The following is a 24,366-nucleotide window of genomic DNA, read 5'->3' as shown; positions in this document are numbered from 1 at the left end:
GCGGCCCGCCGCCGTGCCCCGAGCCTAGCGCCATTACGGCATCACGGGCGGATGGTAGGTCAGCGTGAAGGCGAGCGCCCAGAGCAGGAACAGCACCAGTGGCAGGTGCACGATCAACTGGAGGAAGCTGAAACCCACGATGTCGCGTGCCTTCAATCCGAGGATGCCGACCAGCGGCAACATCCAGAACGGGTTGATCAGGTTCGGCAGCGCCTCGGCGGCGTTGTAGATCATCACCGCCCAGCCGAGATGGACCTTCAGCTCGTTGGCCGCCTGCAGCACATAGGGCGCCTCCAGCAGCCATTTGCCGCCGCCCGACGGCACGAAGAATCCGAGGATCGCCGAGTAGACGCCCATGGTCAGCGGGAACGTCCCGGCGGTGTTGAGGCTGACGAAGGCGTGGGTGATCGCATCCGACGCGGAGGCGCCAGCGGCGTTCTTCGGTCCGGTCAGCATACCGCTGATCGCGGCGTAGAGCGGGTACTGGATCAGGATGCCGGCGGTGGCCGGGACCGACTTCGCGACCGCCGCGAGGAAGCGCTTCGGCCGCCAATGCAGCAGCAGGCCGAGGGTCAGGAACAGCAGGTTGTAGGTATTGAGATTCGAGATCGCCACGATCCAGGATTGGCGGGCGAATTCCTGCGCGATCCACCCGCCCGCGATCACCACGAGGAGGATCGTCAGAATCGGCGAATGCTCCAGCCACTCGCCGGGCTGGCGGGCGGGTGGGATGTCGCTCGCCTCACGTGCGACCGGGACACCCAGCGTTTCGGCGGTGACGGCCGTTTCGCGGCGGGGGGCGGAGGCGTAGGCTATCGCCACCGAGACGACGAACAGGATCGCGGCGATCAGCATGGATTGCCACAGGAAGATCGTCTCGCTGAACGGGATCACACCCGAGATGGCGAGCAAATTCTTGGTCAGGCTCGCCGGGTTCGCCTGCAGCTGCGCCGCCGAGGAGCTGAGCCCGAGCGCCCAGGTGGCGCCGAGCCCGAGATAGGCCGCCGCACCCGCGGCCCGGTAATCCATGCGCAGGTCCGTGCGGCGGGCCAGCGCCCGGGCGAGCAGACCGCCGAAGATCAGGCTGAGTCCCCAGCTGATGAACGAGGAGATCATCGTCGCGCCGGCCACGAAGCCGACCGCGCCCCGCCCGGTCTTCGGAACCTGCGCCAGCCGTTCGATAAGAGCCTGCATGGGCGGCGACGTGGCGACGACGTAACCACCGATGGTGACGAAGACCATCTGCATGGTGAAGGGGATCAGGCTCCAGAACCCGTCACCGAAGCTCTTGGCGATGGCGGCCGGCGGGGCGCCGTTGGCCAGGGCACCGAGGGCGACGATGACCACCGCGATGGACACGAAGATGAACGCGTCCGGGAACCAGCGCTCCGCCCAATTGGTGAACCGGACTCCGAGCCGCTCCAGCGATCCTGCGCTGCCCGTGCTCGGGTCAGACGCGGCGGCGCCCGCGCTATGGACAGGATCGGCCGGGGTGCTCGCCATGGGGTTCCTTTACGACCGGCTCTTTCGGCTGATCGTCCGTGCAGGATGTCGCAACCCGGCCTGACCTCACATCGCGAGCCGGCAAGGACAGGTTATCGCTTGGTGACGCTGCGATGGGCCGCTGTCGAGCCCGATCACGCCTCTTTGCACAGATGCGCATTTCGGATCGCGATGCTGCTTCAGGCCGACCGAATCGTTCAGTCCTCCTGAGCGTGGCAGCCCATTAAAAAACCCGCCAAGTGCATGACCTGGCGGGCGAAACGAGATGGCTGGGGGACCTGGATTCGAACCAGGACTAGAGGAGTCAGAGTCCACCGTTCTACCGTTAAACTATCCCCCAATCGGCCGGAGGCCGTATCCATTCGTCTTGACGACGGTCGGACCGGCCGCGCTGCGAACAGCGGCGTCTGGCGTGGGCGGTGGGATAGGCGGATTGGTCTCGCAGGTCAACCACCGTTCTCCGGTTGACGGGGGATCCGCCGCCGCCGTAACCGTTGACTTGCGGATGCTGCCGGGAAGGGTGGCCGAGTGGTTTAAGGCAGCGGTCTTGAAATTCGCTCTTGGCCATTTCGTTTGATCCTGTCCAATCCTTTACTACCTTGATCGGTAAGCGAAAATCGGCTTGCGGTCGTTCGCTCATCGTTCCTCGTCCCGTCCGATCCCAACGAGTTGGGTAGCAAAAGCGGTAGCAACCGGACGTGGTCTGTTCCGGTGCTCAGCCGCCTGCGCGAGATGCGATAATCCGGCATGCATCGAAGCCCTCACCCTTCCTCGGAACCGTTTTTCGTCGCTGCGACTTGCTCGCCTTGCTGAGGACTATCTGCTGCCGACTCAGCCTACGAGATACCCATCGCTCCGGCGGCGGCACGAGAGGACATATCCCTTGCGCACATCGATGATCACCGCAGCTCTGCTGGCCGCGTTCGGCGCCGCCGCCCTCGTCACGCCGGCTTCAGCAGCCCCTCTCAGCCCGGTTCCGGCAGCGACCGTCACCGGTGCTCAGGACAATATCACCAACGTTCGCTGGCACCCGATCCGGCGCATGCATGGCGCCGAGCGCCGCTTCATGCATCGGCACTTCCGCCATCGTCGGTAACAGGTCGGCGGTCGCTACCGGCGATCTCGCTTGAGGCTCGGCCGCGGATGCATGATTTTTGCCTCTGCCCGGCGTCGGCGCTCGGGATGGGTCGCTGACCTCCACGCCCGCCCTAGCTCCGTCCCCCTGAGCAACTGAGGGCGGGCGTGGGTGCCCGATCACTCCTCCAAGTCACGATCGCCGCCTCGCAACCACACGATCTGGGACCCGTGATGGTTCTCGGGCGCGCCAAGGCTCGGCTCCGCATCTCCACCTTCCTCGAGGTCAGGGTCCCCATCGATGATGTCGAGCGCGGCCACGAGGTGGTCGACGACGTCGAGGGCCAGTGCGAGCGCGCCCTCGATGCGCGTGCGCTCGGTGAAGGCCGCTAGCTGCGGCCGGCGCTGGAACGGGATGATGTCGCCCACGGTTAGGCTCCCCACTTGGCGTTGATCTCGGCAAGCAGTTCAGGGTGCTCGGCGACGCCGCCGGTCTCGATCAGGTGCGCAAGCAGCATGTTCGCCCGCTCCTGAGCCTCGTCGTCGTCGACAGGTTGTCGGCGGCTCATCTCCTTCGCGATCGCCGAGGTGAACTGCCCGAGCCGGTCAGCCTCGCGATTGATGATGTCACCCGCGGCTGTTCGGTAGGTGTTAGGGGCTTCCCAGAAGCAGGGGGCATTCTCGGCGCTGCCTATGACCTCCTCGGCACGGACCACCACGGTGTAGAGGCGGGCAAGCTGCTCGATCGGAAGCTCCGATAGGTCATGGCCTGGACACGGCAGGCGGCCGTCGATCAGACCTCCCGAAACGGGACTTCCGGTAACGGGGGCCGCGAGAGGCGATATGGGAAACCCCATGTCGGGCGCAGCGGCCAGCCGGGCCGCACCCTCCTGCACTTGGCGCAGCACGTTCCAGTCGCTCGCGAAGGAGCCCTGAGGCGCAATCGGCCTACTGGGACCCGAATTCTCGCTGTCGTACCGGGCGAGCAACAGCGCCTTGATCCCGTAGCCCGCTGCCGTCGTGGCCGGGGTTCGGACGATCTGCTCGGCGATGCGCTTGCATTCCTGATAGGCCCGCCAATCGGCAGCCTCCTCGTCAACCTCTACCGCGCTCTCGGCCACCTCCACTGCCTCTTCCGTCACCCAGGCGGCCATGAACTGTGCGCCGAGGTCGAACAGGGCGGTGTCTGGGTGCTGCGCGATCCCGCGCAGAGCAGCTGCGATAGTGTCGAGCGCACGATCTCCGTCCGCCGGATCGATATGCGTAGTGACCTTCGGCACCGCCTCCTTGAGGTACTCTGCCAGCGCCACGACGCCGGCCATCGTTCTGGGCCGAGCGTCGAAGAGGGCTTCGTAGGCGGCGCGCTCACGCTGACCCGAGTCCCGCTCAGCTGTAGCGGCCGCATCATGCGCGGCTGAGCCTGGCAGGATGGCATCGTATCTCAGCGCATCTCGATCCCACTCGACGTAGGCGGTCCGATGCTCCTCGATGAGGACGAGCACGGGATCCGGCTCGGCGTGCGCAGCCTCGACGGGCGCGCTGCGCTTGATGAACCGCCCGGCGGCGTCCCGGGCACGGGCGGCGCGCTGGCGAAGGTCGGTGGCGGGCTGAGCAGCCTTCGCGGTGTTCTGCTTCGTCATGACCCTCTCCCTCACGCGAGAGGCAGGTAGCCGTAGGCGAACACGCCCCCGGCGATGATGAGGGTGGCGGCCAGCAGCTCGCCGGCTAGGTCGAGGAAGCGCGGGGCCCGGACGTGGGCTGTGTCCGGCCGGATCGGCGCGACAGCCTCCCAGGCCTCGACGGTGCCGGGGGCGGCCTCGTCGGCCTCCAGCGGCGGCTTGGCGCGATTGTAGAGAGCTGAGGGCGAGCGAGAGCGTTCACCGGCGCGCGCCGGTGCTGTAGAATGACGGGTAGCCATGATCGTCTCCGCAGGACGTGCGTGGTCAGGGCCGGGAACGAGGCTGCAACCTTGTCCCGGCCCGTATTTTGTAATATCATCTAATGCATGGCGTCAATAGATGATATTGGAAAAAGAAAACGCGGGCGTCCGCCGACGGATGCGACGCCTGTTCTCGTCCGCCTGATGCCGACGCAGGTTGCGCCGCTCGACGCGTGGATAGCTGCCCAACCCGATCCGAAGCCATCAAGACCTGAAGCAATCCGTCATGCGCTTGCAGATTGGCTAGGCAAACACGGGTTCGGCCGCAACCATCAAATGGAAAATGAGGAAACTAATGGCTAGGCCACCGAACAAGATCGGAGGCAAAGAAATCGTTGGCAGCGGCACCTTAGTCGGCCGTGGCGGCGAAGAGGTCATATTCTATCCGCTCGATCTATTTGACGATTTCTCTATGAAGCTCGTCGTTGAATATGATGACCGTGCCAGTTTGACGTCTTCAGTTGATACTGACCCTGACGGTGTATTTGACGCAGTATTGCTTGTCAGAAAACCTTGGTCTTCGGGCAACAACTTTTCAAATTTCAGATTGACATTAGCATCGGATGATAGCCACAACTATTATATCGCCTATACATATCAAACGATTGGGCCCCAGGAAAGACATACTTTTGCTTTTAACTACAACGTACTCAGAAAAGCCAAGTCATGACGGAGGAGAAGCTGAAGCCGGCATTATCACTTGTTGGTAACAGGGATGCAGCAGGCAATAAACCAGCCGCAGACACTAGCACAGAGTCGCAAGAGCGTGCGCCTGCAGTAGTTAAGACCAAAACGCCTGCAGACAAGAAATTTCGTGCAAAAAAGATAAATGAGCATATTAAATCTGCATACTCACTATTTTATACGCTTTCTGCAGCTATAATTGGTGGGGCGTTTATCATACCGTTGATAAAACATGAATTCGAGTTGTGCGAATTTGATAGATTTGTTTGGATAGGCGTTGGGATCGGTCTCCATGTGTTTGGACATGTGATTGTCTATTTGGGAATGCAGAGGGAAGATCAATGAGCTCGCTTTCCATACAGTTAATAATCGCAGCTGTATCCGTTATGGCAGTTGGAGGAGCTGTAGTTTGGTTGTCGGTGTGGAAATTTCATCGGGACTTTCCCGAAACAGAAAGTACTGACGTTGGATCAGCTAGCGTGGAAGAAGATCAAAGATTGGCAAGTTAAAGAGCAAATTTCTAAACGCTCAGCAGGCTCAGGCACAGCCCTCGCCGCCCTCGCTCTCGTCGTGGCTGCCGGTGGGGCGCAGGCGGTCGAGCCGACCGCGAAGCAGCTCATCAAGGCCTACACCGCAGCTGACGAGGCATGCCGTAACTCGCCTGCCGACGCCGGCGCGGCCGAGTGCGATCGCCGCGGCAGGCTAAACTCGCGGCTCAATCAGATCGGCCGGTGCTACGGCAAGGCGAACCAGGACAAGACGGAGTTTGCTTGGCACGAGTGTACGTCCCATTCGAACCGCAACAATGATCTGGTGCCAGCGTCGCACTGACGTTCGATCGCCATCACCGCTTGGCCCCGCCCCGATCTGATCGCGGGGCGGGGGATGAGGAATAGGTGCAAATCCGGCGCGAGATGCGCCTTGTCAATCGCTGTCGGGATCCTCTGATCCTCGCCGGTCCGCCAGTCGCATCTCAATTTCGTTCGCTGCGTCAGCATAGAGCTCGAAACGCCGCCTCAGCAGCGCTCGCTTGGTCTCGCTCTTCTTCATCTCCATCGCCGCGTTGGCCTTATCCGCCTTGCGCCGCAGCTTGGAGGCGAACTTCTCGAAGGCCTCGTTTATTTTGGTCCCAATCTTCTCGCTCTCGTCACGCAGGGCCTGCGTACCATCGTCTGCCACACGGGCTCCGAGATCCTCGGGCGTCATCGGTGGTACCGACTTTTTGTGTTCGGGAGAGCGAGCCATGGCATGCTTTCAGAACGAGGGATCAGGCGAGGTCAAAGACAAACGGCCGAGATTGAGATTGGCCCCGCTCCCTTTGGCATGCCGAGGCCCCTCAGATTGTGACGCCTGCGTCGGATCGACCAGGAGATCGTGGGTGCGCCGACCGAACCACGGCCCCCCGTGCCGGCGGAACAGGCGAGCTGCGCCGATCCTAGCCAACTGCGGTGAATTAAGGTTTCATTAACGATCAAATGCCCCAATCAATAATTGAGAGCACTACGGAAGGGGCGAACAATGACTCAGCTTGTCCAATTGAGTTTCCGCGTCAAGGAATATGAGAACGGCAACCCATACATCATGCTTGAGCAGCGCGCGCTTCCCGGCGAAGCGGCAGCCGAAACGATGAAGCCTTTTGCTTTTGACCTGAGGCCCGGCACCACTTGCGAACAAGCTGATGGGCTGGTCCAGGCCATGCGCCTCATTATTACGCATGTACACTTCGAGGCGACGCCCGTCGTCATCGAGCAGGAAAAAGCAGCCTGACTGGTTGCCGCTTGAGGCACGAAAAAGCCCGCGCCGGCGAACCGGGCGGGCCAAGTGGCAAACAGTTCAAATCGCCCCACCGGCGGTGAGGCAGTGGGATACTTAGATATCTTCTGTCGATTAGTAGACGGTGCGGCGGTGTGACATACGACGCGTGCATGCGCCGCTACGCTGCACAGGTTCACCCCCCATCCGCCTTCGCCATCTGCCGCCCGTGGTTCTGCACGATGGCGCGGAACAAGTTTCCGCTTTCGGGGGGGCGATATTGCCTTTCTAAGGGTCACGCTGTCGGGGAGCGCATACTGCATCGAGGTGATGGACGGCACCATCGAATCATCTTAGCCTAGGTTAATGACTGGCTACGATGCGCGCCTGATTCGGTATGTTGAGGCCGCTCTCGTGACGGGGGCCACCACTATGCTCGGAGCAGCTTGGTTACTCGACCTGCTACGCTGATCGGATCAGCTCAGCCAGATCAACAGTCCGAGCAGGGTTGCGAATTGAATGCCGATCAAACCGAACACTGGCAGCAAAGGCCGATCGTCTACGACGATCTCCGCAATCTCAGCACCGATTTGCTCATCCGCCATGGCCAAGTCTCCCCAGGGGAGCCTTTTCATAGCGCGGTGATTCGGGCAGCCGCCCCAACGCAGGTTGTGTCCGACAGTTTTAAATTGCATTCCGCGAGACGATCTCGCACAACTTCTCCGCAGCACGTCATCTTTGGACAGGTTGCCAGACGCTCATCCACCATCGGCCTTTGCCATCTGCCTATCGCGATTCTGGACGATGGCGCGGAAGAGGGGGGTGGCTCAGAAAGAAGCCCGCCGCGGCGGTGAGCCGGGCGGGCTGAAGGTGGTCTCGTCGGGGGAATGCCACGTAGACCCGCGAGCGGCCAGGCAGTTCCCCACCCTCTCAATCCGCCCGCCGCATCTGCGCGCCGCTGCGCTGCACGATGTTCTGAAGCAGCTGAGGAGCAGGAGTTCAGCTCCAGTCCGACAGATCCTCCTTCGCCCCCGGCTCCGTCACGCCCATATCGATCAGCGCCCGGTCGGCAGGAGCTTTGCCAGCTCACGCTCGACCTCAACCATCAAATCAAGCTCGACCAGCCGATTGAAGGTCGCCGCGGTCTGACCGCTGACCATCTCGTATGGAATGTACTCCCCCGACTTTTCCTTGCGGATCGCCCCCCGCCAGCGCCCGCCGTCGACATTGACGTAGACCTGGCCATTCAGCTTCGAGACCATCTGGCGCCGCCCGCTTGGGCCTGAGCGGCGGAACCCGCCCGCGACAATGACCTTGTCGCCTTTTACCGTTGCCTCAACGCCGCCGGCCACTTCGTGTGCTCCGAAATAGCGGTATGAGATCTCACCGCCCCGTGTGATCAGCATGACCCGGGGGTTCTGCGGCGAGGCACGGTAGGTCTTCACTGCCTTGTCGATGATCCGCCGGGATAAGCCGGTCTGGCGCGTCAACACCGGGATCAAGGCGCTGCGGGTCTTCGTGAGCATCCGGTTCAGGACATTGGCCTGGGCGTTCGGAAGCCGCTTACTGAACGCGGCGAGCGGCCCCATCGCTTCCTTGAGGCCTGCGGTCTGGGCGGTGATGTTCGGCACGGTCGCCCTCCCTCAGGTCCAGTCGCTCATGTCTTCTTTGGCGCCCGGCTCCGAGATGCCGAGGTCCGCCGACATGCCGCCGCCGCTCTTGATCTTCAGCGAGGTGGCGCGGACGCCGCTGCGTCGTAGGCCGGTGAGCTCGATCTGACCGTGGAAGCTGGCGTTCTCGAACCGCTCGGCCGCGGCGTGCATGCGATCAGCCGCCGCCTGCATATCCGCCCGGCCGCCGGTGCCCGTACCGAGGCCGCCCGCCGGCATGTCTGGGATCTCCATACCGCTGCGGGTGATTGACCGGATCGACCCGTCAGGCATTTTCATCGTGCCGTTGCCGAGATCGAGACCTTCCTTGCCGTCGAGGCCGCGGATGAGGTGGGGTTCGCCATCTCTCACCATCGGCACCGGCTTCACCGTGCCGATGCCATCCCGCACCCCAACACCGGCACTTTTCCGGCCGTACCACGCTCCCCAACCCTCTTTGCGGGCGGTCCGGAGCGCGAAGTCGATCTGTTCCTGCCAGTACCGTGGATCGCCCGCGTGGTGCCCGGTCTCCGCCGTGTAGCGGTTGCCCAGGCCGCCGGAGCGCCCGTAGTGCAGCTGGAACGGACCGAAGCTGGTCGGCTTGCCGTTCTCGTAGTCGCCCGGGGTGAGCCGGTTCGGGTTCGAGCCACGCAGGCCCTCACTGTTGGCGATGCGAAGCGCGATGTCCGGGTCGATACCCTGCGACAGCGCCGAGGCTCGGATGTGGGCCGCGAACTCGGGATTGATGTTGCGCATGTCGCGCGCCGAGATCCCGCCGCCTCCGCCTCCGCCCGTGCCGATGCCACTCCCAACGCCACCGCTGCCGAAGCTCGCTTTGCGGATCATGCCGCCGAGGCCGGCGCCGTCCCCGCCGAAACTGGCCTTCTGGATCAGCCCGCCACCGCCCCCGCTACTCCCGCCACCCGGCCCGAAGGTGATCGGCAGCATGATCCCGGCACCAACTGCCTCAGTGATCCGCTGGAGCAGCGTCTTGCCGGCCTCGGTCCCGGCCTCGTCGGCCTTCTCCTTGAAGGCGTCGAGCATAGCTGGCCGGCGCGGCGGTAGCGGCGCGTCGACGATGCCCTTGCCGATCGCCTTACCGGCCTCATCTGCGACCTCCGGCTTCGTGAACCACGATGTGATCCAGTTGCGGACCCACGGTGTGGTTTCCGGCACCGCTGTGTCCAGGTGCTCGCCAGTGGCGGGATCGATAGCGCCGGGGCCTTCCTTCTCCGCGATCTTGGGTAGTTCTTGCGAAGTGGCATAGCCGGCCACCGCCGCTCCAGCGCCAAGGCCGACAACCACACCGCCCAGACCGAAGCCGGCCAGCGGCAGGGCCTTTGCGGCGTTGCCGGCGGCACCCTTCTCGACGGCCGCGCCCTGCAGCATCTTCGCTGCCACCGTCAGCTCGGCGGCCGCGGATGGTAGCCCGAACCCAGTAGCGATCTTGTACGAGGCGAAGCCCGAGGCTGCGAGGCCGCTGGCTACAGCAGCGCCACCGGCGCCGGCCGCCATCATCGGGTGATCCTTGGCCACCAGGGCGATGCTCTGAAGCCCTTCGGCAAGCGCCTTCAGCCCGGCGGCGGCCGGGGCCATCAGCGGCGACGTCGCCGCGGCCAGCAGATCCTCCAGGCCGGACTTAACCGCCTTGAGACCCTCGGTGGGATCCTCCTTGAGGTTCCGGTTGTAGATGTCGTCGAGCGAGCCGGTCTGTTTCTGAAGCGCAGCGTCCTTGTGCAGCCGGGCACGGAAGGACTTGAGCCCAATCTCGTTGGCGAAGAAGTTTGAGGTGTTCCCGCGGAACATGGTCGCGAAGACCTTCGACAGTTCCTCATCGTCATCGACGTTGACGCCCTTGGCCTTCAGCGCCGGCAGAACGACAGTCTCCATCCACTTCAGCGGGTTCTCATGAGCGAGAGTCGTGTCCTTCACCGCACCGGACCGCCAGGCAGTGGCGTGGCCGGCCTTCATGATGACCTGGCTCTTGTCGTTGACCTTGCCGTTGATGACGTTGTTGAAGGCGTTCGCCGCCGTGCCCGCGCGTTCGCCCTTCATCGTCCCGACGATCGACGGCATGATCGTGGTCAAGAACTCCTCGTCGTAGCCGCGCAGGGATGACTTGGCCTGCTGGGCGAAGTTGATCGCCTCGTGCGGGTTGAAGTTGCCGCCCGAGAAGACCATCGCCCGGACGAGGCCCTCGGTCTCCCGCTCGAACCGGTGGCCGTCGCCGGCTGAACCGCGCTCCTCGGCGAAGCGGGCCATCTTGTTGCCCATCTCCCCGGCGTTGTCGGTGATCTTGCCCCCAGCCGCCGCGTTGACTGGCTCCGAGGCCTTCTGCATGAAGGTCAGGTGCTCCAGAGCGTGGTCGAGGGACCCGAACGCCGAGACGGTCTCGTTGATGACCTTGAGGTTCTCCTCGAACGTCGCGGTTGGGACGGCCTTCACGGTCTCCCGTGAGGCGCGTTCGATCTGGGCGAACTCCTCGGGTGTCCGGCCGGCGTTCTTCAGCGCCACCGTCTCGTGCTGCAGCCGGGCGCCGGCCTTCAATCCATCGACCGTGCCATGCACCACGCTGTGCGCCGACACCGCCCCGGCTGCCGCGCCGGCGGCCAGTCCGATCGCGCCGTGCTGGCGCATATGCCGGGCCGCCTCGGCCTGCTCCCGCGCGAGGTGAGCCGCGGACCGGGCCGCCTGGTCCTCGACCCGCAACTGGGTCCGCAGGGCGCCGGTGGCGCTCTCGGTGGCGGAGCGGAGCCGGACCTGGTGGGACTCCAGGCTGCTCAGATCGGCCCCGAATTTCACAGCGGAAGATTCCGCATGCTGGAGAGCGGACGACTGTGCGGCTACTGCGGCGGTCGCCCGGCGGACGTCCCCCTCGGCCTTGCGCTGGGCCACCGTGTAGTCGCGGACAGCCCGGGTCGCCGCCTCGATCTCCTTGGCTTCGGCGGAGCCCCTGGCCGCTTTCACGCCATCGAACGCAGCACGGGCGACCTTGGCCTGCTCCAGAGCCCTGGTTGCTGCCTGCGCTGCCCCCTGCGTCGCCCGCAGGCCCGCCTCAGCGGCCGAGAAGCCCGACCGGGCGCCCATGGCGGCGTTCACCGCCTTCGAGGCCTGCTCGACCTGCTGGAAGTCCTTGGCCAGCCGCTGCAGGGGGGCCGATACCTTCGAGACCTCCTCGAGCTGCCGGACCGATTTTACGACGGCGGCAACCGAAGCGGAGGCGCCCTTATCCTCGCCACTGAGGACCAAGCGGGCTTCGATGGTTTTCGCGGCCATGGCGACGGCTCCTCAGTGCGCGACAGGCAGGCCGTCGTTCAGGACGGCGGCGGACAGACGGTAGGCTTCGGCGAGAGCCTTCATGGCCGCAGCGAGCGCGTTCATGGCCTCGACGGCCTCAGGGGTGCCGATCTTGCCGAGGTCCAGCGCGACGGCTCCGACGTAAGCCGACAGCGAGGCGGTCACCTCTTCGCAGCCGGGGGGTTGAACGGGCTCGGCGGTGGTCACGTTCGCCTCGATGGTGAAGGGGGCGGCCTCGCCCGGCTTGGCTCCTCTGATCGGTTTAAGCCGATGCGGGGCGGAGAGCCGGACTTCCCGATGTTCGATGGGCCGCGGCACCGTCCGAAGGAGCCCCGCGATGGGTGATGGGTCAGGCCGCCGGCTTGACGCCGAGGGCTTCGAGCTGCCGGCGCATGCTCGCCAGGGCGAGGCCACGGCTGTCGGCACGCGGGGTGACGGCGGCGGCGCGGGCGTCGCAGTAGGATCGGACCACAGCCTCAGCCGGCCGCGGCCTTGGCGACTCGGGCGGTGCGGGCTGAAGCGGACTGGGCCTGATGCGGGGTAAAGGCGCGTCGGCCGTCGCCACGAAGACGTTGCCGCCGAGGCGATGGTATCCAGGGGGCGGACTGGAACGGCTCACTGGCGGATCTCCGATGCGGTGGGGTGGTAGGCGACGGCGCCAGCCCAGGCAGTGGCCTGCTCCGGCTCAAGGTCGACGGGGGCGGTGAGCAGCAGCTCGCGGACGATCTCGGACGGGATGTCCCACCGGATCGCGAGCAGCAGGGCCACGCCCTGGCGGCCCTTGGCTTCCGGCATCGCCATGATGGGCTCGATGCGCTGGAGCGGCGTCTCCGCCGGGACCACGCCGCGCTCGTCGTCGATCCATTCCTGCCGGAGGGACGGGTTCATGCCGCGCCCCGCAACTGCACCACCTCGGCCTCAGCATGCGGGACCGCCGGCAGCAGCTCCAGCTTCTCGCGGATCGGCCGGCCGAGCGGTGCAGGCGGCGGAAGGTCGGACGCCAGTTCGATCAGCGCGCCGTTGTGGTCCCGGTACGGGCTGGCCGTGACGAAGGCGGAATCGGTCAGGCCAAAGGCAGGCAGGGCGACAGCACGGAGGAGCGACCCGTCGTCCCGGGGGCTCACCGCCTCGCGATACCGGGTGTGGGTGAAGGCCCGCAGGGTGCAGGTCAGCGGGACGCCGGTGGTCGGCGCAGTGTGGTGGGCGCTGCCGGGCAGGTAGAGCATGCCACGCCCAGGGTGCTCCGCGGATGCACGGACATCGCCCTGCCGCTGCTCCGGGACAGGATCGGTGCGGCCGTCGACGACCCACAGCTCGACGGTCTCGCTGCTGACGATCTCCTCGGGCAGGCCGTGGAGGACGCGCAGCTCGGCCTCCGGGCTCGCGATAGCAGGGAAGTCGGGCGCCGCTGTCGCCGCACGTGCGACGGCTGCCTCGGCCTCGCAGAGATCCCGCAGCAGGTGACGGATCGCCAGGGCGTGGTGGCGGTACTCGACCGGGAGCCGGGCCTTGATCGCCTCGACCTTCGCCACGGCGTCGGTGTGAATCGCCTGCCGGGCGGCGCGGGCCTCGGCCTCGCGTACGGTGGCGATGCGGTTGGTGAAGGCCGCCACCAAGGCCTCGGCCTTGTCGAGGCGGACGGTCGCGGCGCCTTTCTCCCGAAGCAGGTTTTCCAGGCCGGCTTCCGACGCATCGAGCAAGCCATCGCGGTACGCAACCTCTGCGGCCTCGCGGTCGCGGGTCGCGGCCTCGACCTGGGCATGAGCCTCTGAAAGCCCCGACACCAGCTTGTCGAGGCTGGTCTCTTGGCGTGCGGCGCCGACGAGGACGGCGAGGCTGTCGCGGACGATCTTGGCGGGTGATTTCACAGGAATGCTCCGTCGGTGCGCACCATTTTCGCTGTCGAAGCCGCACTGGCACTTGTCGCGGGCGAAGTGGCTTTCGCAAAGGCTCTCTGCGCTTTCAAGGCCACGAGAAGTGTCGAATTCAGACCAGCGAGCCGATGCTCAATGTTGTCGATTGCTTGATTGGTCCCAACGATCTTGAGTTCCAAATCACGCTTGTGTCGTTTGGCTCGTTCGAAGAGCAATTCGACATTGGAGATCTCATCTTCGATTTCTAAGATGCAATCCAAATGCGAGCTCATATGCGGGACCCTCCGGTGCGCGGGATGGTGCGGACGGCAAGCGAACCTGCCGCCCGCGTCAGGCCGGAGCCCGGGACCGCGGTGGCCGACCGGAGATCCTCGACGGAAGACGGCCGGGTGCCGCGATGGGTGATGTGGTGCGGGGTCATGGAGTCGCCCCGACGGTCGGAGACACAGCCTCGGCCGCGATCTCGTCCCCTTCCCGCTGGGCAGCGTCGGCGCAGCGATTCAGGGCCTCGCGGACCACGTCCTCGATCACGGTCGTCTCGTGCCGCGTCAGGTGCGGGATCACGCCGGCGATGGCGGTCGGCATGCCCATCATCGTCCGGCTGAATAAGGCGCACATGTCGCCCCACTCCCGCTCGGCCTCGTCGGCTTTGATGAGGTTGCCCGCCTCCACCTCCGCATCCCGCTCGGCGCGGTCCGCCTGGAGCTTGGCGAGCCGGACCTTCTGCTCGTGCAGCGGATCCGTAGCCTTCTCGCCCCGGCCCGCCGCGATCTCGCGCAGGTGGCGGTAGCTGTTGCGTACCGAAGCCTGCACATCGTAGCGACCGCGGCCGACCTTCACGAAGATGCCGGAAGCCGCGAGGTCTGTGACGGTGCGCGTCGAGATGCCGAATAGCGCTGCCATCTCCGGCGCGGAGGCGGTCTCATTCATCGGCCGCCCCTTCGAAATGCCGAAGCAGGCCTCGAAAAGCAGCGGAACCCCTCTGAGCCGGAACTTTGCACAGAGGGAGGGGTCGCACCTCTATGGCCCGCAACCCGCCTGTGACCGCCGGAGGACCCTGGTCCCCCTGAGGGGCGGGCCGATCCTCCCTCGCTGATGTTGGCGGCGGGCATCGGAGGTTCAGGCCGCCTGGCGGGTGGCGGGGGCGTCGAGGGGCGGGAGCGCCACACCCTCGGCAGCGAGCTTCTCGCGCAGCGTCCGACGCATCCACTCGGACGACGTGGTGCGGGCCTGTCGAGCGGCGGTGGCCACGGCCCGCGTCAGGCCAGGCTCCGCCCGGAAACAGACGGGATCGGAAAACTCGATACGGTCTGAAGGCATCGCCATCGCACCATGAAGAACATCGATGCTAGGCATGTGAGACGTACTGCAACAGGATAGCAAGCGCACAGAATTCCTGGGATCATCCCTTTCCGTCACGCTTTGTTTTGCTTCGTTATCTCTTGTTACTGTACATCACGCCTGGACTGTGACAGCCTGCCGCAGCGCTTCGACCTCGATGAGGGCGGCGAGCAATTCCGCCCTCTGGTCGGTAGACGTCATCGTGGCATCTCGGAGTCCGAAGCCTGCCGAAATGCGTTGACCCGTTCGACGGGGCGCGTCCGATGCTGCCCGCTCAGGACGCCCCGATGAACGCGATCATTTGGCTGATCTCCAGAATAATCCAGTTCTTTTTCGGCAAGGGCCAGCGAGGAGAAGACCCCTCAGCGCCGAGAGCTCGTGAACTTGGAGCAGACGAAGATCGATCGGTGGACAAGAACAGAAATTTCGATGCCGATTACCGCGCCGCCACGAACATGCTGAGGGTACGAATGGGCAACAGCTTCCCAGACAACTACCATGCACGGCCGAGCACTGGCACGAACAGCACGCGTGACTTCGGCGACGAGCGGGCCGAGGCAATCGACACTGCTTCGGCCGCCATAGCTGCAGCCCTTCGCAAAGGTGCGACGGTCAAGCAGGCGGCTGAAGCAGGCGCGGCCAGCGTCGGGATCTAAGGGTAGGCGCTGAGCTGTTGTCATGGCGCCACTTCGCGCCAGCCGGTGGCGGTCCAGCCAACCGGCAATCGCATCCACCGCGGGCTTGGCTGGCGCGCCGTCCCGCCGGGGCGACCACCGGCATCCGACGAACGTCTCGACCCGCAGACGTTCGTAACCGGCGATCCAGCGCTCGGCCCGCAGGTCGACGCGTCGGTCCCGCGGCGCGATGTCCATCGGCAGCCAGACAGGCTCCGAGATCATCACAGCCCCGCTCCCACAGAGCCACGATTTCTCCACTGTGGATTTCCCCACACTCCCCCACACCCCATAGGGACTGTGGTGTGGTGGAGTGGATCCACGGTCGCCACGGTGATCCACAGTCGCAGTGTGGGAGTGTGGAAGGCCATCAGAACACCTCCCCGACGACGACCATGACCTGATCGCGGCCTGTCCTGGCGTTGTGGCGGGTGTCGGTTTTCAGGCAGCCGTTCTTCTTCCATAGCGTCAGGAGTGCGGAGATCCGCTTGCGATCGCCGGCATCATCCACATCGAGGCCGAGGACGGTTGCGGCGGCTTTGCCGGCCCAGTTGTCGGCACGGACATTGTCGGCCCACGCCCCGGCGGCGATCGCGTCCTGCACCTTCCGCACGTCGCCAGGCTGCAGCGCATCGGACAGGCTGGGCAGGTTCCAGGCGGTGACGACACCGACCATGTCACCCGGATATTCGAGGGTGTCGTTGCCGAGCGGCACGCTCACCAGCTCGTGCCACGAGGCGCCATCGGCCGGTGGCTGCATGTTGGCCTTGCCGTCGTCGACCCGGAAGAAGCGGCGGCGCTGATCGGCCTCGACGCCGGCCTGCGCAGCTTCGTCCGACGACATACCGTTGAGCACCCGGGCCGACCGAACGGCGCCGATCAGAGACGAGCCGCCGCGGGCATCCTCCACCGTGTAGGCAGCCTGCCCGGCACCGGGCTTCCGGACGTGGTGCACGAAGCCGATGCAGCAGTTGCCGGCTTCAGCGATCCCGCCCCATTCCTTTGCGACGCGATCGACGGCCCCGTTGTCGTTCTCCGGCACGGCATGGGACGAGATGAACGGGTCGACGGTCATCACGTCGATGCGGTTGGCCAGGATCGTCGCCGTGACCGCCTCGACCACCGGGCGCATCACGGTCGTTCCCTCGCCAAGCTTCTGCGCGATGACGATGGGGGTTTCACGGCCAGAGTCGATGAACAGGCGGCCGCCAATGTCCTCTGCCGTGATGCCATAGTGAGTGCACGCGGCAGCGAGACGGCGCTCGACCTCTTCGCGCGGATCCTCGCCGTTCCACACCCAAACCCGGAGCGGCTCGGCGACCCGGATCCCCAAGAGTGGTTTGCCCGTCACCATGGCCAACGCCTCGACGAGCACGAGGCTCGTCTTGCCGAGACCGCCGGGGGCGATGGTCGCCGTGGTGAACCGGCGGATGTAGTGCCTGCCGTAGAGCCACCGGCGGGGCGGGATCGACCGCGGGTCGGGCAGCAAGAACGGGGTGGCACGGATCGCGGCCGGCTTTCCGCCCGCGGCCTGTTCGTCTGGTTCAGGCGTGAAGGCCGAGAACTCGACGTATTCCTCGATCCGCAGGTGTTCGGCCTCGCTCATAGGCGCCGCGCCTCCCGGATCGCATCGTTCATGTCGCCGGGCACGCGGGGGCGGGCCAGGATCACTTCACGGCCGGCAGCGTGCCACCGCGCGGCGCAGACCTTCGCAGCCGCCTCGCTCGCGCCGCCGTCGTCGCTCTCGACCAGGATCGTCAGCGCCTCGATGCCGGACAGCACCGGAAACACCCGGATCGCACCGACTGACCCGAGCGCCCAGGCCGGCCGGATGCCGAGGAGGCGCGCAGCGAGGCAAGTTTCGATGCCTTCACCGATGGCGAGCAGGAGGGTCACCGCGTCGTCGGGGTCGAGCTTCACAGCTGCCCCGGCGGCCGGCCCGAGCATCTTCCGGCCAATCTTCTCGCCCGCCGGCGTCAGCGCGGTTCTGTGCACTGCCTGCAGCCGGTCCGTGTGGATGCACCGAAGCGCCGCGACCATGACGGGCGCGCGATCATCTCCGAACGCGCAAGCATCATGGTAGCGAAGCACGTCGGCCCCGGCCTCCGGCAGGCCGAGCCCGCGGGAGGCGAGGTGCCGCTCGACGGGTGACCGAACGGCAGGCTGCGCTTCGCGCCAGATCCGCAGGGCGAGCGTCGTCCTGTCTGACGAGTTTCCGACAACTTGTCGGAAACTCGCTTCGATGCGTTTTGGCTCAAGTTGAGCCGAAAGCCCGAGCCGAGCTCGGACGTAGTCCCTGCAGGCTGCGAAATCGTCGCCGCAATGGCTGTGCAGGGTGAACCCGCCCGGCGCCGAGGCATCGAACAAGACGGACAGACTGCGGTCGCGAGAGCTGTGGCCTGGCCCGGGGCAGAGCACGCCCCGGCCGGACACCTCCCCTCCGAGTGCATGGGCGGCCGAGCGGAGGTCAATCATCGCGATGCCTCCCGCTCGGCCGCCTGCAGCGCGCGTATCAGCTCCGGCAGGTGCCTCCGGCTCAGACTCACCCCCTTCTTGGTGGCGCGGCGCTCGCCCTCGGTGTCGAAGGCGGCGAAGATCCGCACGTCGACGAGCTCGTGACCATTGATCTCGGTCAGCGCGATGCGGACCTCCTCCGAGGCGTTCTTCGGCACGGTGGCGATGTGGCGGGGCTCGCTCATGGCCTATCCTCCGCGTTCTTGTCGCCGCGGGACCGCCGCGTCGGAGCCGTGAGGTTTGCGTAGGCGGCCCAGATCCGGCGCTGGTCGAGCGGAGCCAGCCGGTTCAGCGCCGCGAGCGCCTCCGGCAGGGCACCCGAATCCACCTCTGATGCCTGCAGCGACGCGACGAGCTCGACACCGCGGGGCCCGCAGGACAGGTGGGCGATCGCCCGGAGGCATCGGAGGCGAGCAATGCGCTCGCCCGGCTCGATGTTGCTGGCGAACGGCCCCCAGGTGTCTGCGGCGGGGATCATCGCGCACCGTCCCGCGGGCCGAGCCCGGCGAGCTGCGCGACGACGGCCGCGACCTCGATCCCGCAGCCGAGGCGGCGGGTGATCCGATGGACCGCGAAGTCACGGTGCGCTATGTGGAAGACGTCGGCTGTCGAGGCGACATCTTCCGAGGGACGTGAGCGCCGGCCAGCGCTCCGTCCCTCAACTGTTTTCTGGGCCATCGTGCTACGCGGCCTCCGTGTTCGTATTCACGGACAGGCCGAGCATCCGCTCAAATGGCGCGACCGGCACAAGCAACAGTCGGCCGATTTTGATTGTCGGGATCTCGCCGCGCTTCACCGCCTCGTAAGCGGAGTTGCGACTGATCCCCAGCCAGCGTGCTGCCTCTTCGACGCTGATCGTTTTCGAACCCGTACCGGCTGAACGACTCATCTTCATTACCGTAGCTCCGTAACTATCCTACGATTTGAAAGATGATATTGCTTCGTCCTTGACCATCGCAAGCCATGCTCATACGATTTGTAAGCAGGTTTTGGAGTGGTCGAATGGGTAAGCGCGGACCGGCCCCGAAGGGCGAGTATGTCGGCCAGACTGCCGTGCTCTCGACGCGTCTCACGTCGGATCTCCGGTCGAGACTGGAGTGTGAGGTAGAGAAGCGACCTAATAATACTATATCTCGGGAAGTAGAACATAGACTTAGAAGGAGCTTTATTCAGGAAGATGAGATTATAAGCGCGTTCGGCAGCCGAGAAAATTACGCTTTGATGCGCGTAATCTCGATGGTGCTGGAGCTTTGGCATAACCCAGCCGATCTCGCCGCTGACTGGAAGCACGATCCCACGGCCTACGATCAGGTTTGTAAAAAGATCTCGGCCGTGTTGAAGGCGATGCGCCCGCCAGGCGAGCCACAGAAGCTATCCGACCTCGAGCAAGCGCTCGCCGACGTGACGGCGACAGAACATCCGGCGGTAGTTCTGAAAGGGATCCAGGATGCCGAGCGGGCTCTTCCGCTCACCGGGAGCCGGAAGGCACAGATCCGATCGCTGATTAAGAGCGACCTAGGCGAACTTGCTGACCGACCGCACATCTTCCAGGGTACGGCGGACCAGATGCGAGCTGAGGCTGACCGCCTGGACCGTGAGAAGCAGCTTGCCTCACCGCCGAAGAAGAGGTCGCGTCGATGAAAGGCCACATCCGCGAGCGCTCGCCAGGCAAATGGGCGATCATCCTGGACCTGCGGGATCCGGAGACCGGCAAGCGCAAGCGGAAATGGCACTCCTTCAGCGGCACGAAGCGCGAGGCGCAGAAGGAGTGCGCCCGGCTGATCACGGCAATCGGGGGAGGGGACTACGTCGAGCCGGCCAAGGAAACGGTGGCGGCGTTCCTCGATCGGTGGCTTGAACACGTGCGGACGCTGATTTCGCCCCGCAGCCACGAGCGCTACACGGAGCTCGCCCGCAAGAACATCGTGCCGCTCCTCGGCAACGCGGTGCTGACGAGCCTGCGGCCGGAACAAATTTCGGCGGCCTACGCGAAGGCGCTCGTCAGCGGGCGCCGCGACGGCACCGGTGGCTTGGCGCCCCGCTCCGTCCACCACATGCACCGAATCCTCCGGCAAGCGCTCGGCCAAGCCGTGAAGTGGCGCATCCTGGCCCGCAACCCGGCCGACGCCGTCGACCCGCCGAAGGTCGAGCGGACCAAGATGCGGGCGCTCGACGCGAACGAGACCGCGGCGCTCCTGGCGCACTTCCGGCCAACTCGTATGTTCGTGCCGGTCGTGCTCGGCGTTCTCTGCGGTCTCCGCCGAGGCGAGGTCACCGCGTTGCGCTGGCGGGCTGTCGACTTCACCACCGGCCATCTCGCCATCGTCGAGAGCACCGAGCAGACCAAGGCCGGCATCCGAACGAAGGACACCAAGAGCGGCCGGTCCCGGCGGGTTGCACTGCCATCCCTGGCGGTCGAGGAGCTGCGCCGGCATCGGGTGCGGCAGGCCGAGGAGCTGCTGGCCATTGGCGTTCGGCTCACGGACGACGACTACGTGTTCGCTCAGGCCGACGGACGGCCGGTCCAGCCCAACAGCTTGACGCACGAGTTCGTGCGGATCCTGGCGCTGGCGAAGACGCTGCCGCGGGTCCGATACCACGATCTTCGGCACAGCCACGCGACGCAGCTGCTTGCGAACGGTGTGCATCCGAAGATCGCGCAGGAGCGCCTTGGGCACTCGTCGATCGCGATCACCCTCGACCTGTACAGCCACGTGCTGCCGGGGATGCAGGAGGACGCGGCCGCGAAGGTTGACGCTGCCCTGCGCGCGGCCATAGACAGGTCCGCCGGATGATTGGGTAGCAAAGCGGTAGCAAACGCCGCTTTTCAGGCCCACCCGTCCAGGCAGATTGTCCAAGCGCTGCAATGGCTTGGAAGGGTGGCCGAGTGGTTTAAGGCAGCGGTCTTGAAAACCGCCGTGGGGGCAACTCTACCGTGGGTTCGAATCCCACCCCTTCCGCCAGCATGCGTCGGCCTCGATGGGATCGCCACGGGCCGGAAAGCCAGACTGAAGCGCTGCATCTATCCGCGATCCCGATCCGTATCGCGCCCGCGAAAGCATCGGTCGGTTCGCAGAGCGCTCCATCGGGCTCTATCTTTGCGTCTCGCAAGTCGTCTTTCGATGGCAACTGCTGAGCAATGCTGGGATATCCAGTGACTAGATCGCCTGTGCCCTAGGACAGGCTCACGTATACGTCGCGGTTGCCGTGGCTCAGCCATGCACCCCGGTATGGAAACCGCTCCCAACGACGCTTGGTACGGTCCCGCCCTCATTGCCAAAAACCGTCAAGGATCAAGTCCGACTACCGGGCGGGCAGCAATCAGGCGCCCAGACGCCGCTGTGCGACCCTCGGAGCGGGAGACACCGGCTCGCCCTGTTCCGCCACGTCCCGGAGTGCCGCGACCATGATACCGGTCTGCGCGTCGAGTTCGCGGTGCTGCCGGTCATGTCGAAGAGCGCGCCACGCCATAAAGCATCCGACCAGAGCCGTTGCCGAACTCGCCGCGAGGGACGCGCCAACGGCTACCGCCCATGCCCCGAGAGGAAGGAGGGCAATCGCGGCCAGGAAACCGGTGCCGAGTGCGACGGACAACAGGACGATCATCGAAGCCGCGCCCCACCCAATTGAAACTGCTTCTGCAACAGCCTCCATGTGACTACGCTGGCGCGGTTAATCGAGGGTCAACACTGGGTCTCTGTTTCTAAAACCCGCCAAGCCCCAATTCTCATCGATCACCGCGTCCAGAATTACTGAGGTCGCGGATTCGAGCGCGATGCGGTCTCGCGGATTGTCGCCGCGCGACCGAGGCGCAAGCTTGCGTCAGTTCAGTGACCGATGGAGCGCGGGGACGTGTGGATCGATCGTATGACAGGCTACAATCATCAAATCGGTGCCGGGCGTTAGGCTGCCCAAACCTGATCTGACCTAGTAAGAATCTGTCATATCTAGTACGTATCGATTACTTGTCGGTATCCGCTACACGGTATACAATGCGCAAGGCGGGTGCGTTGATAGAGGCTGACATGGCCGTCGAAGACTCCTCCGCTGGGCGCCTGGTCGAGATCGCAGCACTCCTGGGTTGCCCGGTCGAGAGCTTCTACGCACCCGGCGAAGATGCGTTCGATGTCGGTATGACCAGCGAGCTGCTGAGCCTCTGGAGCAGAATCCGGCAGCCGGAAGTTCGTCAGCGCATCCTTGAAATCGTGCGCCACGAGACGGGGCGTGACGTCGTTGCGCCTGAGGCCGCTGAGTAGCAGGCCCGCTGTTTGGGTTGGCGGCCGAAGCCGCAAAATTCCTGAACTGTCACCGCGGGGGGTCGCGCATCGGTTCGATGCCGGAATGGCCTGATGCCCCGATGCCCGTTCGACCTGGTCGCTGCTACCCCTGAAGCCTGACTCCGCTCGCCCGAAGCCGCAGCTTTCTTCTGCCTGTCCGCTGGTGACGGACGTTGGTCGGAACGGCGCCGATCGGAGACGCATATGAAAAAGCCGGCCGGGGATGACCCCGGCCGGCTGCTATGTTGATCGAGGGCTGTCTTAGCGCAGGAGCTGCAGCACACCCTGCTGCGCGGAGTTTGCCAGCGACAGGGCCGAGATACCCATCGACTGACGGGTCGACAGCGCCTGCGAGTTGGCGGCCTCCTCGTTGAGATCGGCGTTGGTGAGGTTCGCCGAGCCCGTGCCGAGAATGTTGATCAGCTGCTTGGTGAAGTCCTGGCGGTTCTGCACGACGGTCAGGTTGGAACCGAAGGTGCCGGACTGAGCGCGCAGCGTCGAAGAGGCGCTGTCGAGCTTGGTCAGGACGGCAGTGATATCCGTATCCGCCTGGAAGTTGGAGTTGGCGCCCGACGTGGCGACAGCCGACAGATTGAGGCCGGACGACGAGAAATCGACGCCCTGGACCTGAAGATTCGACTTTCCGTTTTCGTTGAACTGGATCTTGAGCTGGTTCGAGCCGCCGCCGCCGAGGAGGTTGACGCCGTTGTAGCTCGCATCGGAGGCCAACTGGTCGATCTGCGTCAGCAGGTTGTTGAACTGGCTGGCAAGGCTGGTGCGGGTGGCATCGCCCGAGGCAGCCGTACCTGCGGTTCCCGTGATGCCGGACGTGAAGCCGATCTTCGTGCCGTTCGCCGAGTCGAACGTGATTGCGTTGGTGGACGAAGCGGCGACGATTTTGGTGCCTCCAGAGTCGACTGAGAACGCGGTGGTACCTGCCGCGCTATTAAGTGCGCTGACGGCTGTTGCCAAGTCGCCAGCCGTCGTCGCGCCAGAAGTACCGGTTCCAGCCGCAAGCGTCGCGGTCTTCGCCACGCCATCAACTGTAAAATTCACAGTCGTAGAAGCGGAAGTAGATGCCGTATAAGCAGAGTCGGCCGTCGTGGAAGTCGTAGAGCCGGGTACCGCAGCGGTAGCATAGTTCTTGCTGGCTAGCGCCTGGTTTGCGAGCGACTTCGCGCTGTCGATCAGCTTCTGGATGCTGGTGATGCCCTGGTTGGCAGCCTGGATGACCTGCACGCCGTTGCTGACGCCGTTGAGCAGGTTGTTCAGGTCGTTAGACCGGTTGTCAAGGCTCTGAGCGGTGAAGAAGCTCAGCGGATCGTCGAGGGCCGAGTTGACCTTCTTGCCGGTGGACAGGCGGTTCTGGGTGGTCGCGGTCAGGGCCGCCGTGTCCTGCAGCGAGAGCAGGTTCTGACGCGTGGCGGCCGACAGGGTGATGGAGGACATCGAAGATCTTTCTGATTAAGTACCACCCGTTTCTCGGGTGCCGCAGTAATGCGGCCGCAGAAGTTTCTTTCGCGTTAAAGCGAGACGGCGTTTGCAAGTAAGCGAGACGATCCTTAATTTTTCACCGGTATCTTGATTAATATTTTCTGTAATCGCCGGTGTGTATCGAGGCAATCTGTATTTTTTAACGCTGCGACTTTGGATATGTCGTTCATAAGTGCAGTAATACTTAAATTTATTGAGACTATGAAGAAAAAACGAGCGATACATAGCGCCACCGGATGCGTGAGTGCATCGATTGCCGGCGCAGCGCTGCGTTTGGGTCAGACGACGCGCCGA

The 24,366-nt window shown here is 64.7% G+C and carries 31 protein-coding genes and 2 tRNA genes; 10 read left to right on the top strand and 23 right to left on the bottom strand.

What is annotated here, in order from left to right; translation table 11 throughout:
- Positions 1–33 precede the first annotated feature (33 nt).
- Positions 34–1,503, bottom strand: coding sequence for a TIGR00366 family protein (locus tag OXS27_RS07170; RefSeq protein ID WP_267355281.1), 1,470 nt, complete (start codon positions 1,501–1,503; stop codon positions 34–36).
- A gap of 266 nt (positions 1,504–1,769) precedes the next feature.
- Positions 1,770–1,843, bottom strand: a tRNA-Gln gene (locus OXS27_RS07165).
- Positions 1,844–2,386: 543 nt separating this feature from the next.
- On the opposite strand from OXS27_RS07165, the gene OXS27_RS07160 reads away from it, so the two are divergent.
- Complete coding sequence (locus OXS27_RS07160; protein ID WP_267355279.1) at positions 2,387–2,599, top strand: hypothetical protein; 213 nt, start codon at positions 2,387–2,389, stop codon at positions 2,597–2,599.
- Between the two features lie 158 nt (positions 2,600–2,757).
- On the opposite strand, the gene OXS27_RS07155 is transcribed toward OXS27_RS07160, so the two are convergent.
- From OXS27_RS07155 to OXS27_RS07145, 3 genes are read right to left on the bottom strand one after another with little or no spacing between them, the layout of a single operon-like run.
- A complete protein-coding gene (locus OXS27_RS07155) occupies positions 2,758–3,006 on the bottom strand; it encodes a hypothetical protein (protein ID WP_267355277.1) in 249 nt (82 codons plus the stop codon).
- 2 nt (positions 3,007–3,008) lie between these two features.
- Positions 3,009–4,217 (bottom strand): hypothetical protein, encoded by a 1,209-nt coding sequence (locus OXS27_RS07150; RefSeq protein WP_267355275.1) that lies wholly within the window; start codon positions 4,215–4,217, stop codon positions 3,009–3,011.
- 11 nt (positions 4,218–4,228) lie between these two features.
- Positions 4,229–4,495, bottom strand: a complete 267-nt coding sequence (locus OXS27_RS07145) for a hypothetical protein (protein ID WP_267355273.1) — start codon at positions 4,493–4,495, stop codon at positions 4,229–4,231.
- A 316-nt stretch (positions 4,496–4,811) separates the two neighbouring features.
- Here OXS27_RS07145 and OXS27_RS07140 point away from each other — a divergent pair, with 316 nt between their 5' ends.
- The 3 genes from OXS27_RS07140 (at position 4,812) to OXS27_RS07130 (ending at position 6,031) form a co-directional block, all read left to right on the top strand.
- Positions 4,812–5,186, top strand: coding sequence for a hypothetical protein (locus tag OXS27_RS07140; protein WP_267355271.1), 375 nt, complete (start codon positions 4,812–4,814; stop codon positions 5,184–5,186).
- Positions 5,183–5,545, top strand: coding sequence for a hypothetical protein (locus tag OXS27_RS07135; RefSeq protein ID WP_267355269.1), 363 nt, complete (start codon positions 5,183–5,185; stop codon positions 5,543–5,545). The genes OXS27_RS07140 and OXS27_RS07135 overlap by 4 nt, the downstream gene beginning before the upstream one ends.
- 120 nt (positions 5,546–5,665) lie before the next feature.
- Positions 5,666–6,031, top strand: coding sequence for a hypothetical protein (locus OXS27_RS07130; protein WP_267355267.1), 366 nt, complete (start codon positions 5,666–5,668; stop codon positions 6,029–6,031).
- Positions 6,032–6,124: 93 nt separating this feature from the next.
- Here the strand turns inward: OXS27_RS07130 and OXS27_RS07125 are convergent, their stop codons facing one another.
- A complete protein-coding gene (locus tag OXS27_RS07125; RefSeq protein WP_267355265.1) occupies positions 6,125–6,406 on the bottom strand; it encodes a hypothetical protein in 282 nt (93 codons plus the stop codon).
- 312 nt (positions 6,407–6,718) lie between these two features.
- Here OXS27_RS07125 and OXS27_RS07120 point away from each other — a divergent pair, with 312 nt between their 5' ends.
- Entirely contained in the window at positions 6,719–6,967 is a 249-nt protein-coding gene (locus OXS27_RS07120; protein ID WP_267355264.1) for a hypothetical protein, read from the top strand.
- A 461-nt stretch (positions 6,968–7,428) separates the two neighbouring features.
- Here the strand turns inward: OXS27_RS07120 and OXS27_RS07115 are convergent, their stop codons facing one another.
- The 10 genes from OXS27_RS07115 to OXS27_RS07070 all read right to left on the bottom strand — a co-directional run bounded on the left by OXS27_RS07115 (position 7,429) and on the right by OXS27_RS07070 (position 15,092).
- A complete protein-coding gene (locus OXS27_RS07115; protein ID WP_267355262.1) occupies positions 7,429–7,557 on the bottom strand; it encodes a hypothetical protein in 129 nt (42 codons plus the stop codon).
- 450 nt (positions 7,558–8,007) lie between these two features.
- Entirely contained in the window at positions 8,008–8,583 is a 576-nt protein-coding gene (locus OXS27_RS07110) for a hypothetical protein (RefSeq protein WP_267355260.1), read from the bottom strand.
- A 12-nt stretch (positions 8,584–8,595) separates the two neighbouring features.
- A complete protein-coding gene (locus OXS27_RS07105; protein WP_267355258.1) occupies positions 8,596–11,877 on the bottom strand; it encodes a hypothetical protein in 3,282 nt (1,093 codons plus the stop codon).
- A gap of 12 nt (positions 11,878–11,889) precedes the next feature.
- Positions 11,890–12,105, bottom strand: coding sequence for a hypothetical protein (locus tag OXS27_RS07100; protein ID WP_267355256.1), 216 nt, complete (start codon positions 12,103–12,105; stop codon positions 11,890–11,892).
- A 142-nt stretch (positions 12,106–12,247) separates the two neighbouring features.
- Entirely contained in the window at positions 12,248–12,517 is a 270-nt protein-coding gene (locus tag OXS27_RS07095) for a hypothetical protein (protein WP_267355254.1), read from the bottom strand.
- Positions 12,514–12,786 carry a hypothetical protein gene (locus OXS27_RS07090; protein WP_267355252.1) on the bottom strand — a complete coding sequence of 91 codons (273 nt, stop codon included), beginning with the start codon at positions 12,784–12,786 and terminating at the stop codon, positions 12,514–12,516. Before OXS27_RS07090 ends, OXS27_RS07095 begins: the two co-directional genes overlap by 4 nt.
- Positions 12,783–13,766 carry a hypothetical protein gene (locus tag OXS27_RS07085; RefSeq protein ID WP_267355250.1) on the bottom strand — a complete coding sequence of 328 codons (984 nt, stop codon included), beginning with the start codon at positions 13,764–13,766 and terminating at the stop codon, positions 12,783–12,785. The genes OXS27_RS07090 and OXS27_RS07085 overlap by 4 nt, the downstream gene beginning before the upstream one ends.
- Positions 13,763–14,044 carry a hypothetical protein gene (locus tag OXS27_RS07080; protein ID WP_267355248.1) on the bottom strand — a complete coding sequence of 94 codons (282 nt, stop codon included), beginning with the start codon at positions 14,042–14,044 and terminating at the stop codon, positions 13,763–13,765. The genes OXS27_RS07085 and OXS27_RS07080 overlap by 4 nt, the downstream gene beginning before the upstream one ends.
- A gap of 145 nt (positions 14,045–14,189) precedes the next feature.
- A complete protein-coding gene (locus tag OXS27_RS07075; protein WP_267355246.1) occupies positions 14,190–14,702 on the bottom strand; it encodes a hypothetical protein in 513 nt (170 codons plus the stop codon).
- A gap of 189 nt (positions 14,703–14,891) precedes the next feature.
- Positions 14,892–15,092: a hypothetical protein gene (locus OXS27_RS07070; RefSeq protein WP_267355244.1), complete on the bottom strand. Its 201-nt coding sequence runs from the start codon at positions 15,090–15,092 to the stop codon at positions 14,892–14,894.
- A gap of 308 nt (positions 15,093–15,400) precedes the next feature.
- Between OXS27_RS07070 and OXS27_RS07065 the strand changes: the two genes are divergently transcribed.
- Positions 15,401–15,769, top strand: a complete 369-nt coding sequence (locus OXS27_RS07065; protein WP_267355242.1) for a hypothetical protein — start codon at positions 15,401–15,403, stop codon at positions 15,767–15,769.
- A gap of 388 nt (positions 15,770–16,157) precedes the next feature.
- On the opposite strand, the gene OXS27_RS07060 is transcribed toward OXS27_RS07065, so the two are convergent.
- From OXS27_RS07060 to OXS27_RS07035, 6 genes are read right to left on the bottom strand one after another with little or no spacing between them, the layout of a single operon-like run.
- Positions 16,158–17,393, bottom strand: coding sequence for an AAA family ATPase (locus OXS27_RS07060; RefSeq protein ID WP_267355240.1), 1,236 nt, complete (start codon positions 17,391–17,393; stop codon positions 16,158–16,160).
- Entirely contained in the window at positions 17,390–18,262 is an 873-nt protein-coding gene (locus OXS27_RS07055) for a toprim domain-containing protein (RefSeq protein WP_267355239.1), read from the bottom strand. The genes OXS27_RS07060 and OXS27_RS07055 overlap by 4 nt, the downstream gene beginning before the upstream one ends.
- On the bottom strand, positions 18,259–18,486 hold the full coding sequence (locus OXS27_RS07050; RefSeq protein WP_267355237.1) for a transcriptional coactivator p15/PC4 family protein: 228 nt from the start codon (positions 18,484–18,486) through the stop codon (positions 18,259–18,261). The genes OXS27_RS07055 and OXS27_RS07050 overlap by 4 nt, the downstream gene beginning before the upstream one ends.
- Positions 18,483–18,779 carry a hypothetical protein gene (locus OXS27_RS07045; RefSeq protein ID WP_267355235.1) on the bottom strand — a complete coding sequence of 99 codons (297 nt, stop codon included), beginning with the start codon at positions 18,777–18,779 and terminating at the stop codon, positions 18,483–18,485. The genes OXS27_RS07050 and OXS27_RS07045 overlap by 4 nt, the downstream gene beginning before the upstream one ends.
- The gene (locus OXS27_RS07040) at positions 18,776–18,979 is read right to left on the bottom strand and encodes a hypothetical protein (protein ID WP_267355233.1); all 204 of its coding nucleotides are present in this window, start codon (positions 18,977–18,979) and stop codon (positions 18,776–18,778) included. The genes OXS27_RS07045 and OXS27_RS07040 overlap by 4 nt, the downstream gene beginning before the upstream one ends.
- 4 nt (positions 18,980–18,983) lie before the next feature.
- On the bottom strand, positions 18,984–19,196 hold the full coding sequence (locus OXS27_RS07035; RefSeq protein ID WP_267355231.1) for a helix-turn-helix domain-containing protein: 213 nt from the start codon (positions 19,194–19,196) through the stop codon (positions 18,984–18,986).
- A 107-nt stretch (positions 19,197–19,303) separates the two neighbouring features.
- On the opposite strand from OXS27_RS07035, the gene OXS27_RS07030 reads away from it, so the two are divergent.
- The 4 genes from OXS27_RS07030 to OXS27_RS07015 all read left to right on the top strand — a co-directional run bounded on the left by OXS27_RS07030 (position 19,304) and on the right by OXS27_RS07015 (position 22,557).
- Positions 19,304–19,942, top strand: coding sequence for a hypothetical protein (locus OXS27_RS07030; protein WP_267355229.1), 639 nt, complete (start codon positions 19,304–19,306; stop codon positions 19,940–19,942).
- Positions 19,939–21,096 (top strand): tyrosine-type recombinase/integrase, encoded by a 1,158-nt coding sequence (locus OXS27_RS07025; protein WP_267355227.1) that lies wholly within the window; start codon positions 19,939–19,941, stop codon positions 21,094–21,096. Before OXS27_RS07030 ends, OXS27_RS07025 begins: the two co-directional genes overlap by 4 nt.
- Positions 21,097–21,174: 78 nt before the next feature.
- Positions 21,175–21,264, top strand: a tRNA-Ser gene (locus OXS27_RS07020).
- Between the two features lie 1,062 nt (positions 21,265–22,326).
- Entirely contained in the window at positions 22,327–22,557 is a 231-nt protein-coding gene (locus OXS27_RS07015; protein ID WP_267355225.1) for a hypothetical protein, read from the top strand.
- 282 nt (positions 22,558–22,839) lie between these two features.
- Here OXS27_RS07015 and OXS27_RS07010 read toward each other — a convergent pair whose 3' ends face one another.
- On the bottom strand, positions 22,840–24,027 hold the full coding sequence (locus OXS27_RS07010) for a flagellin (protein ID WP_267355223.1): 1,188 nt from the start codon (positions 24,025–24,027) through the stop codon (positions 22,840–22,842).
- Positions 24,028–24,366 lie beyond the last annotated feature (339 nt).

The organism is Methylobacterium sp. GC_Met_3, from assembly GCF_026540775.1.
GTDB lineage: Bacteria > Pseudomonadota > Alphaproteobacteria > Rhizobiales > Beijerinckiaceae > Methylobacterium.
Note: the sequence above shows the minus strand (reverse complement) of the source record. Positions and strands in the feature narration are given on the sequence as shown.

Bases quoted from the DNA above. Each gene is read 5' to 3' on its own strand.
- OXS27_RS07055 (WP_267355239.1), bottom strand. From the start codon at position 18,262: ATGATTGACCTCCGCTCGGCCGCCCATGCACTCGGAGGGGAGGTGTCC.
- OXS27_RS07125 (WP_267355265.1), bottom strand. From the start codon at position 6,406: ATGACGCCCGAGGATCTCGGAGCCCGTGTGGCAGACGATGGTACGCAG.
- OXS27_RS07140 (WP_267355271.1), top strand. From the start codon at position 4,812: ATGGCTAGGCCACCGAACAAGATCGGAGGCAAAGAAATCGTTGGCAGC.
- OXS27_RS07040 (WP_267355233.1), bottom strand. From the start codon at position 18,979: ATGGCCCAGAAAACAGTTGAGGGACGGAGCGCTGGCCGGCGCTCACGT.
- OXS27_RS07135 (WP_267355269.1), top strand. From the start codon at position 5,183: ATGACGGAGGAGAAGCTGAAGCCGGCATTATCACTTGTTGGTAACAGG.
- OXS27_RS07120 (WP_267355264.1), top strand. From the start codon at position 6,719: ATGACTCAGCTTGTCCAATTGAGTTTCCGCGTCAAGGAATATGAGAAC.
- OXS27_RS07010 (WP_267355223.1), bottom strand. From the start codon at position 24,027: ATGTCCTCCATCACCCTGTCGGCCGCCACGCGTCAGAACCTGCTCTCG.
- OXS27_RS07050 (WP_267355237.1), bottom strand. From the start codon at position 18,486: ATGAGCGAGCCCCGCCACATCGCCACCGTGCCGAAGAACGCCTCGGAG.
- OXS27_RS07105 (WP_267355258.1), bottom strand. From the start codon at position 11,877: ATGGCCGCGAAAACCATCGAAGCCCGCTTGGTCCTCAGTGGCGAGGAT.
- OXS27_RS07045 (WP_267355235.1), bottom strand. From the start codon at position 18,779: ATGATCCCCGCCGCAGACACCTGGGGGCCGTTCGCCAGCAACATCGAG.
- OXS27_RS07070 (WP_267355244.1), bottom strand. From the start codon at position 15,092: ATGCCTTCAGACCGTATCGAGTTTTCCGATCCCGTCTGTTTCCGGGCG.
- OXS27_RS07030 (WP_267355229.1), top strand. From the start codon at position 19,304: ATGGGTAAGCGCGGACCGGCCCCGAAGGGCGAGTATGTCGGCCAGACT.
- OXS27_RS07170 (WP_267355281.1), bottom strand. From the start codon at position 1,503: ATGGCGAGCACCCCGGCCGATCCTGTCCATAGCGCGGGCGCCGCCGCG.
- OXS27_RS07075 (WP_267355246.1), bottom strand. From the start codon at position 14,702: ATGAATGAGACCGCCTCCGCGCCGGAGATGGCAGCGCTATTCGGCATC.
- OXS27_RS07035 (WP_267355231.1), bottom strand. From the start codon at position 19,196: ATGAAGATGAGTCGTTCAGCCGGTACGGGTTCGAAAACGATCAGCGTC.
- OXS27_RS07115 (WP_267355262.1), bottom strand. From the start codon at position 7,557: ATGGCGGATGAGCAAATCGGTGCTGAGATTGCGGAGATCGTCGTAGAC.
- OXS27_RS07080 (WP_267355248.1), bottom strand. From the start codon at position 14,044: ATGAGCTCGCATTTGGATTGCATCTTAGAAATCGAAGATGAGATCTCC.
- OXS27_RS07150 (WP_267355275.1), bottom strand. From the start codon at position 4,217: ATGACGAAGCAGAACACCGCGAAGGCTGCTCAGCCCGCCACCGACCTT.
- OXS27_RS07065 (WP_267355242.1), top strand. From the start codon at position 15,401: ATGAACGCGATCATTTGGCTGATCTCCAGAATAATCCAGTTCTTTTTC.
- OXS27_RS07145 (WP_267355273.1), bottom strand. From the start codon at position 4,495: ATGGCTACCCGTCATTCTACAGCACCGGCGCGCGCCGGTGAACGCTCT.
- OXS27_RS07090 (WP_267355252.1), bottom strand. From the start codon at position 12,786: ATGAACCCGTCCCTCCGGCAGGAATGGATCGACGACGAGCGCGGCGTG.
- OXS27_RS07015 (WP_267355225.1), top strand. From the start codon at position 22,327: ATGGCCGTCGAAGACTCCTCCGCTGGGCGCCTGGTCGAGATCGCAGCA.
- OXS27_RS07025 (WP_267355227.1), top strand. From the start codon at position 19,939: ATGAAAGGCCACATCCGCGAGCGCTCGCCAGGCAAATGGGCGATCATC.
- OXS27_RS07060 (WP_267355240.1), bottom strand. From the start codon at position 17,393: ATGAGCGAGGCCGAACACCTGCGGATCGAGGAATACGTCGAGTTCTCG.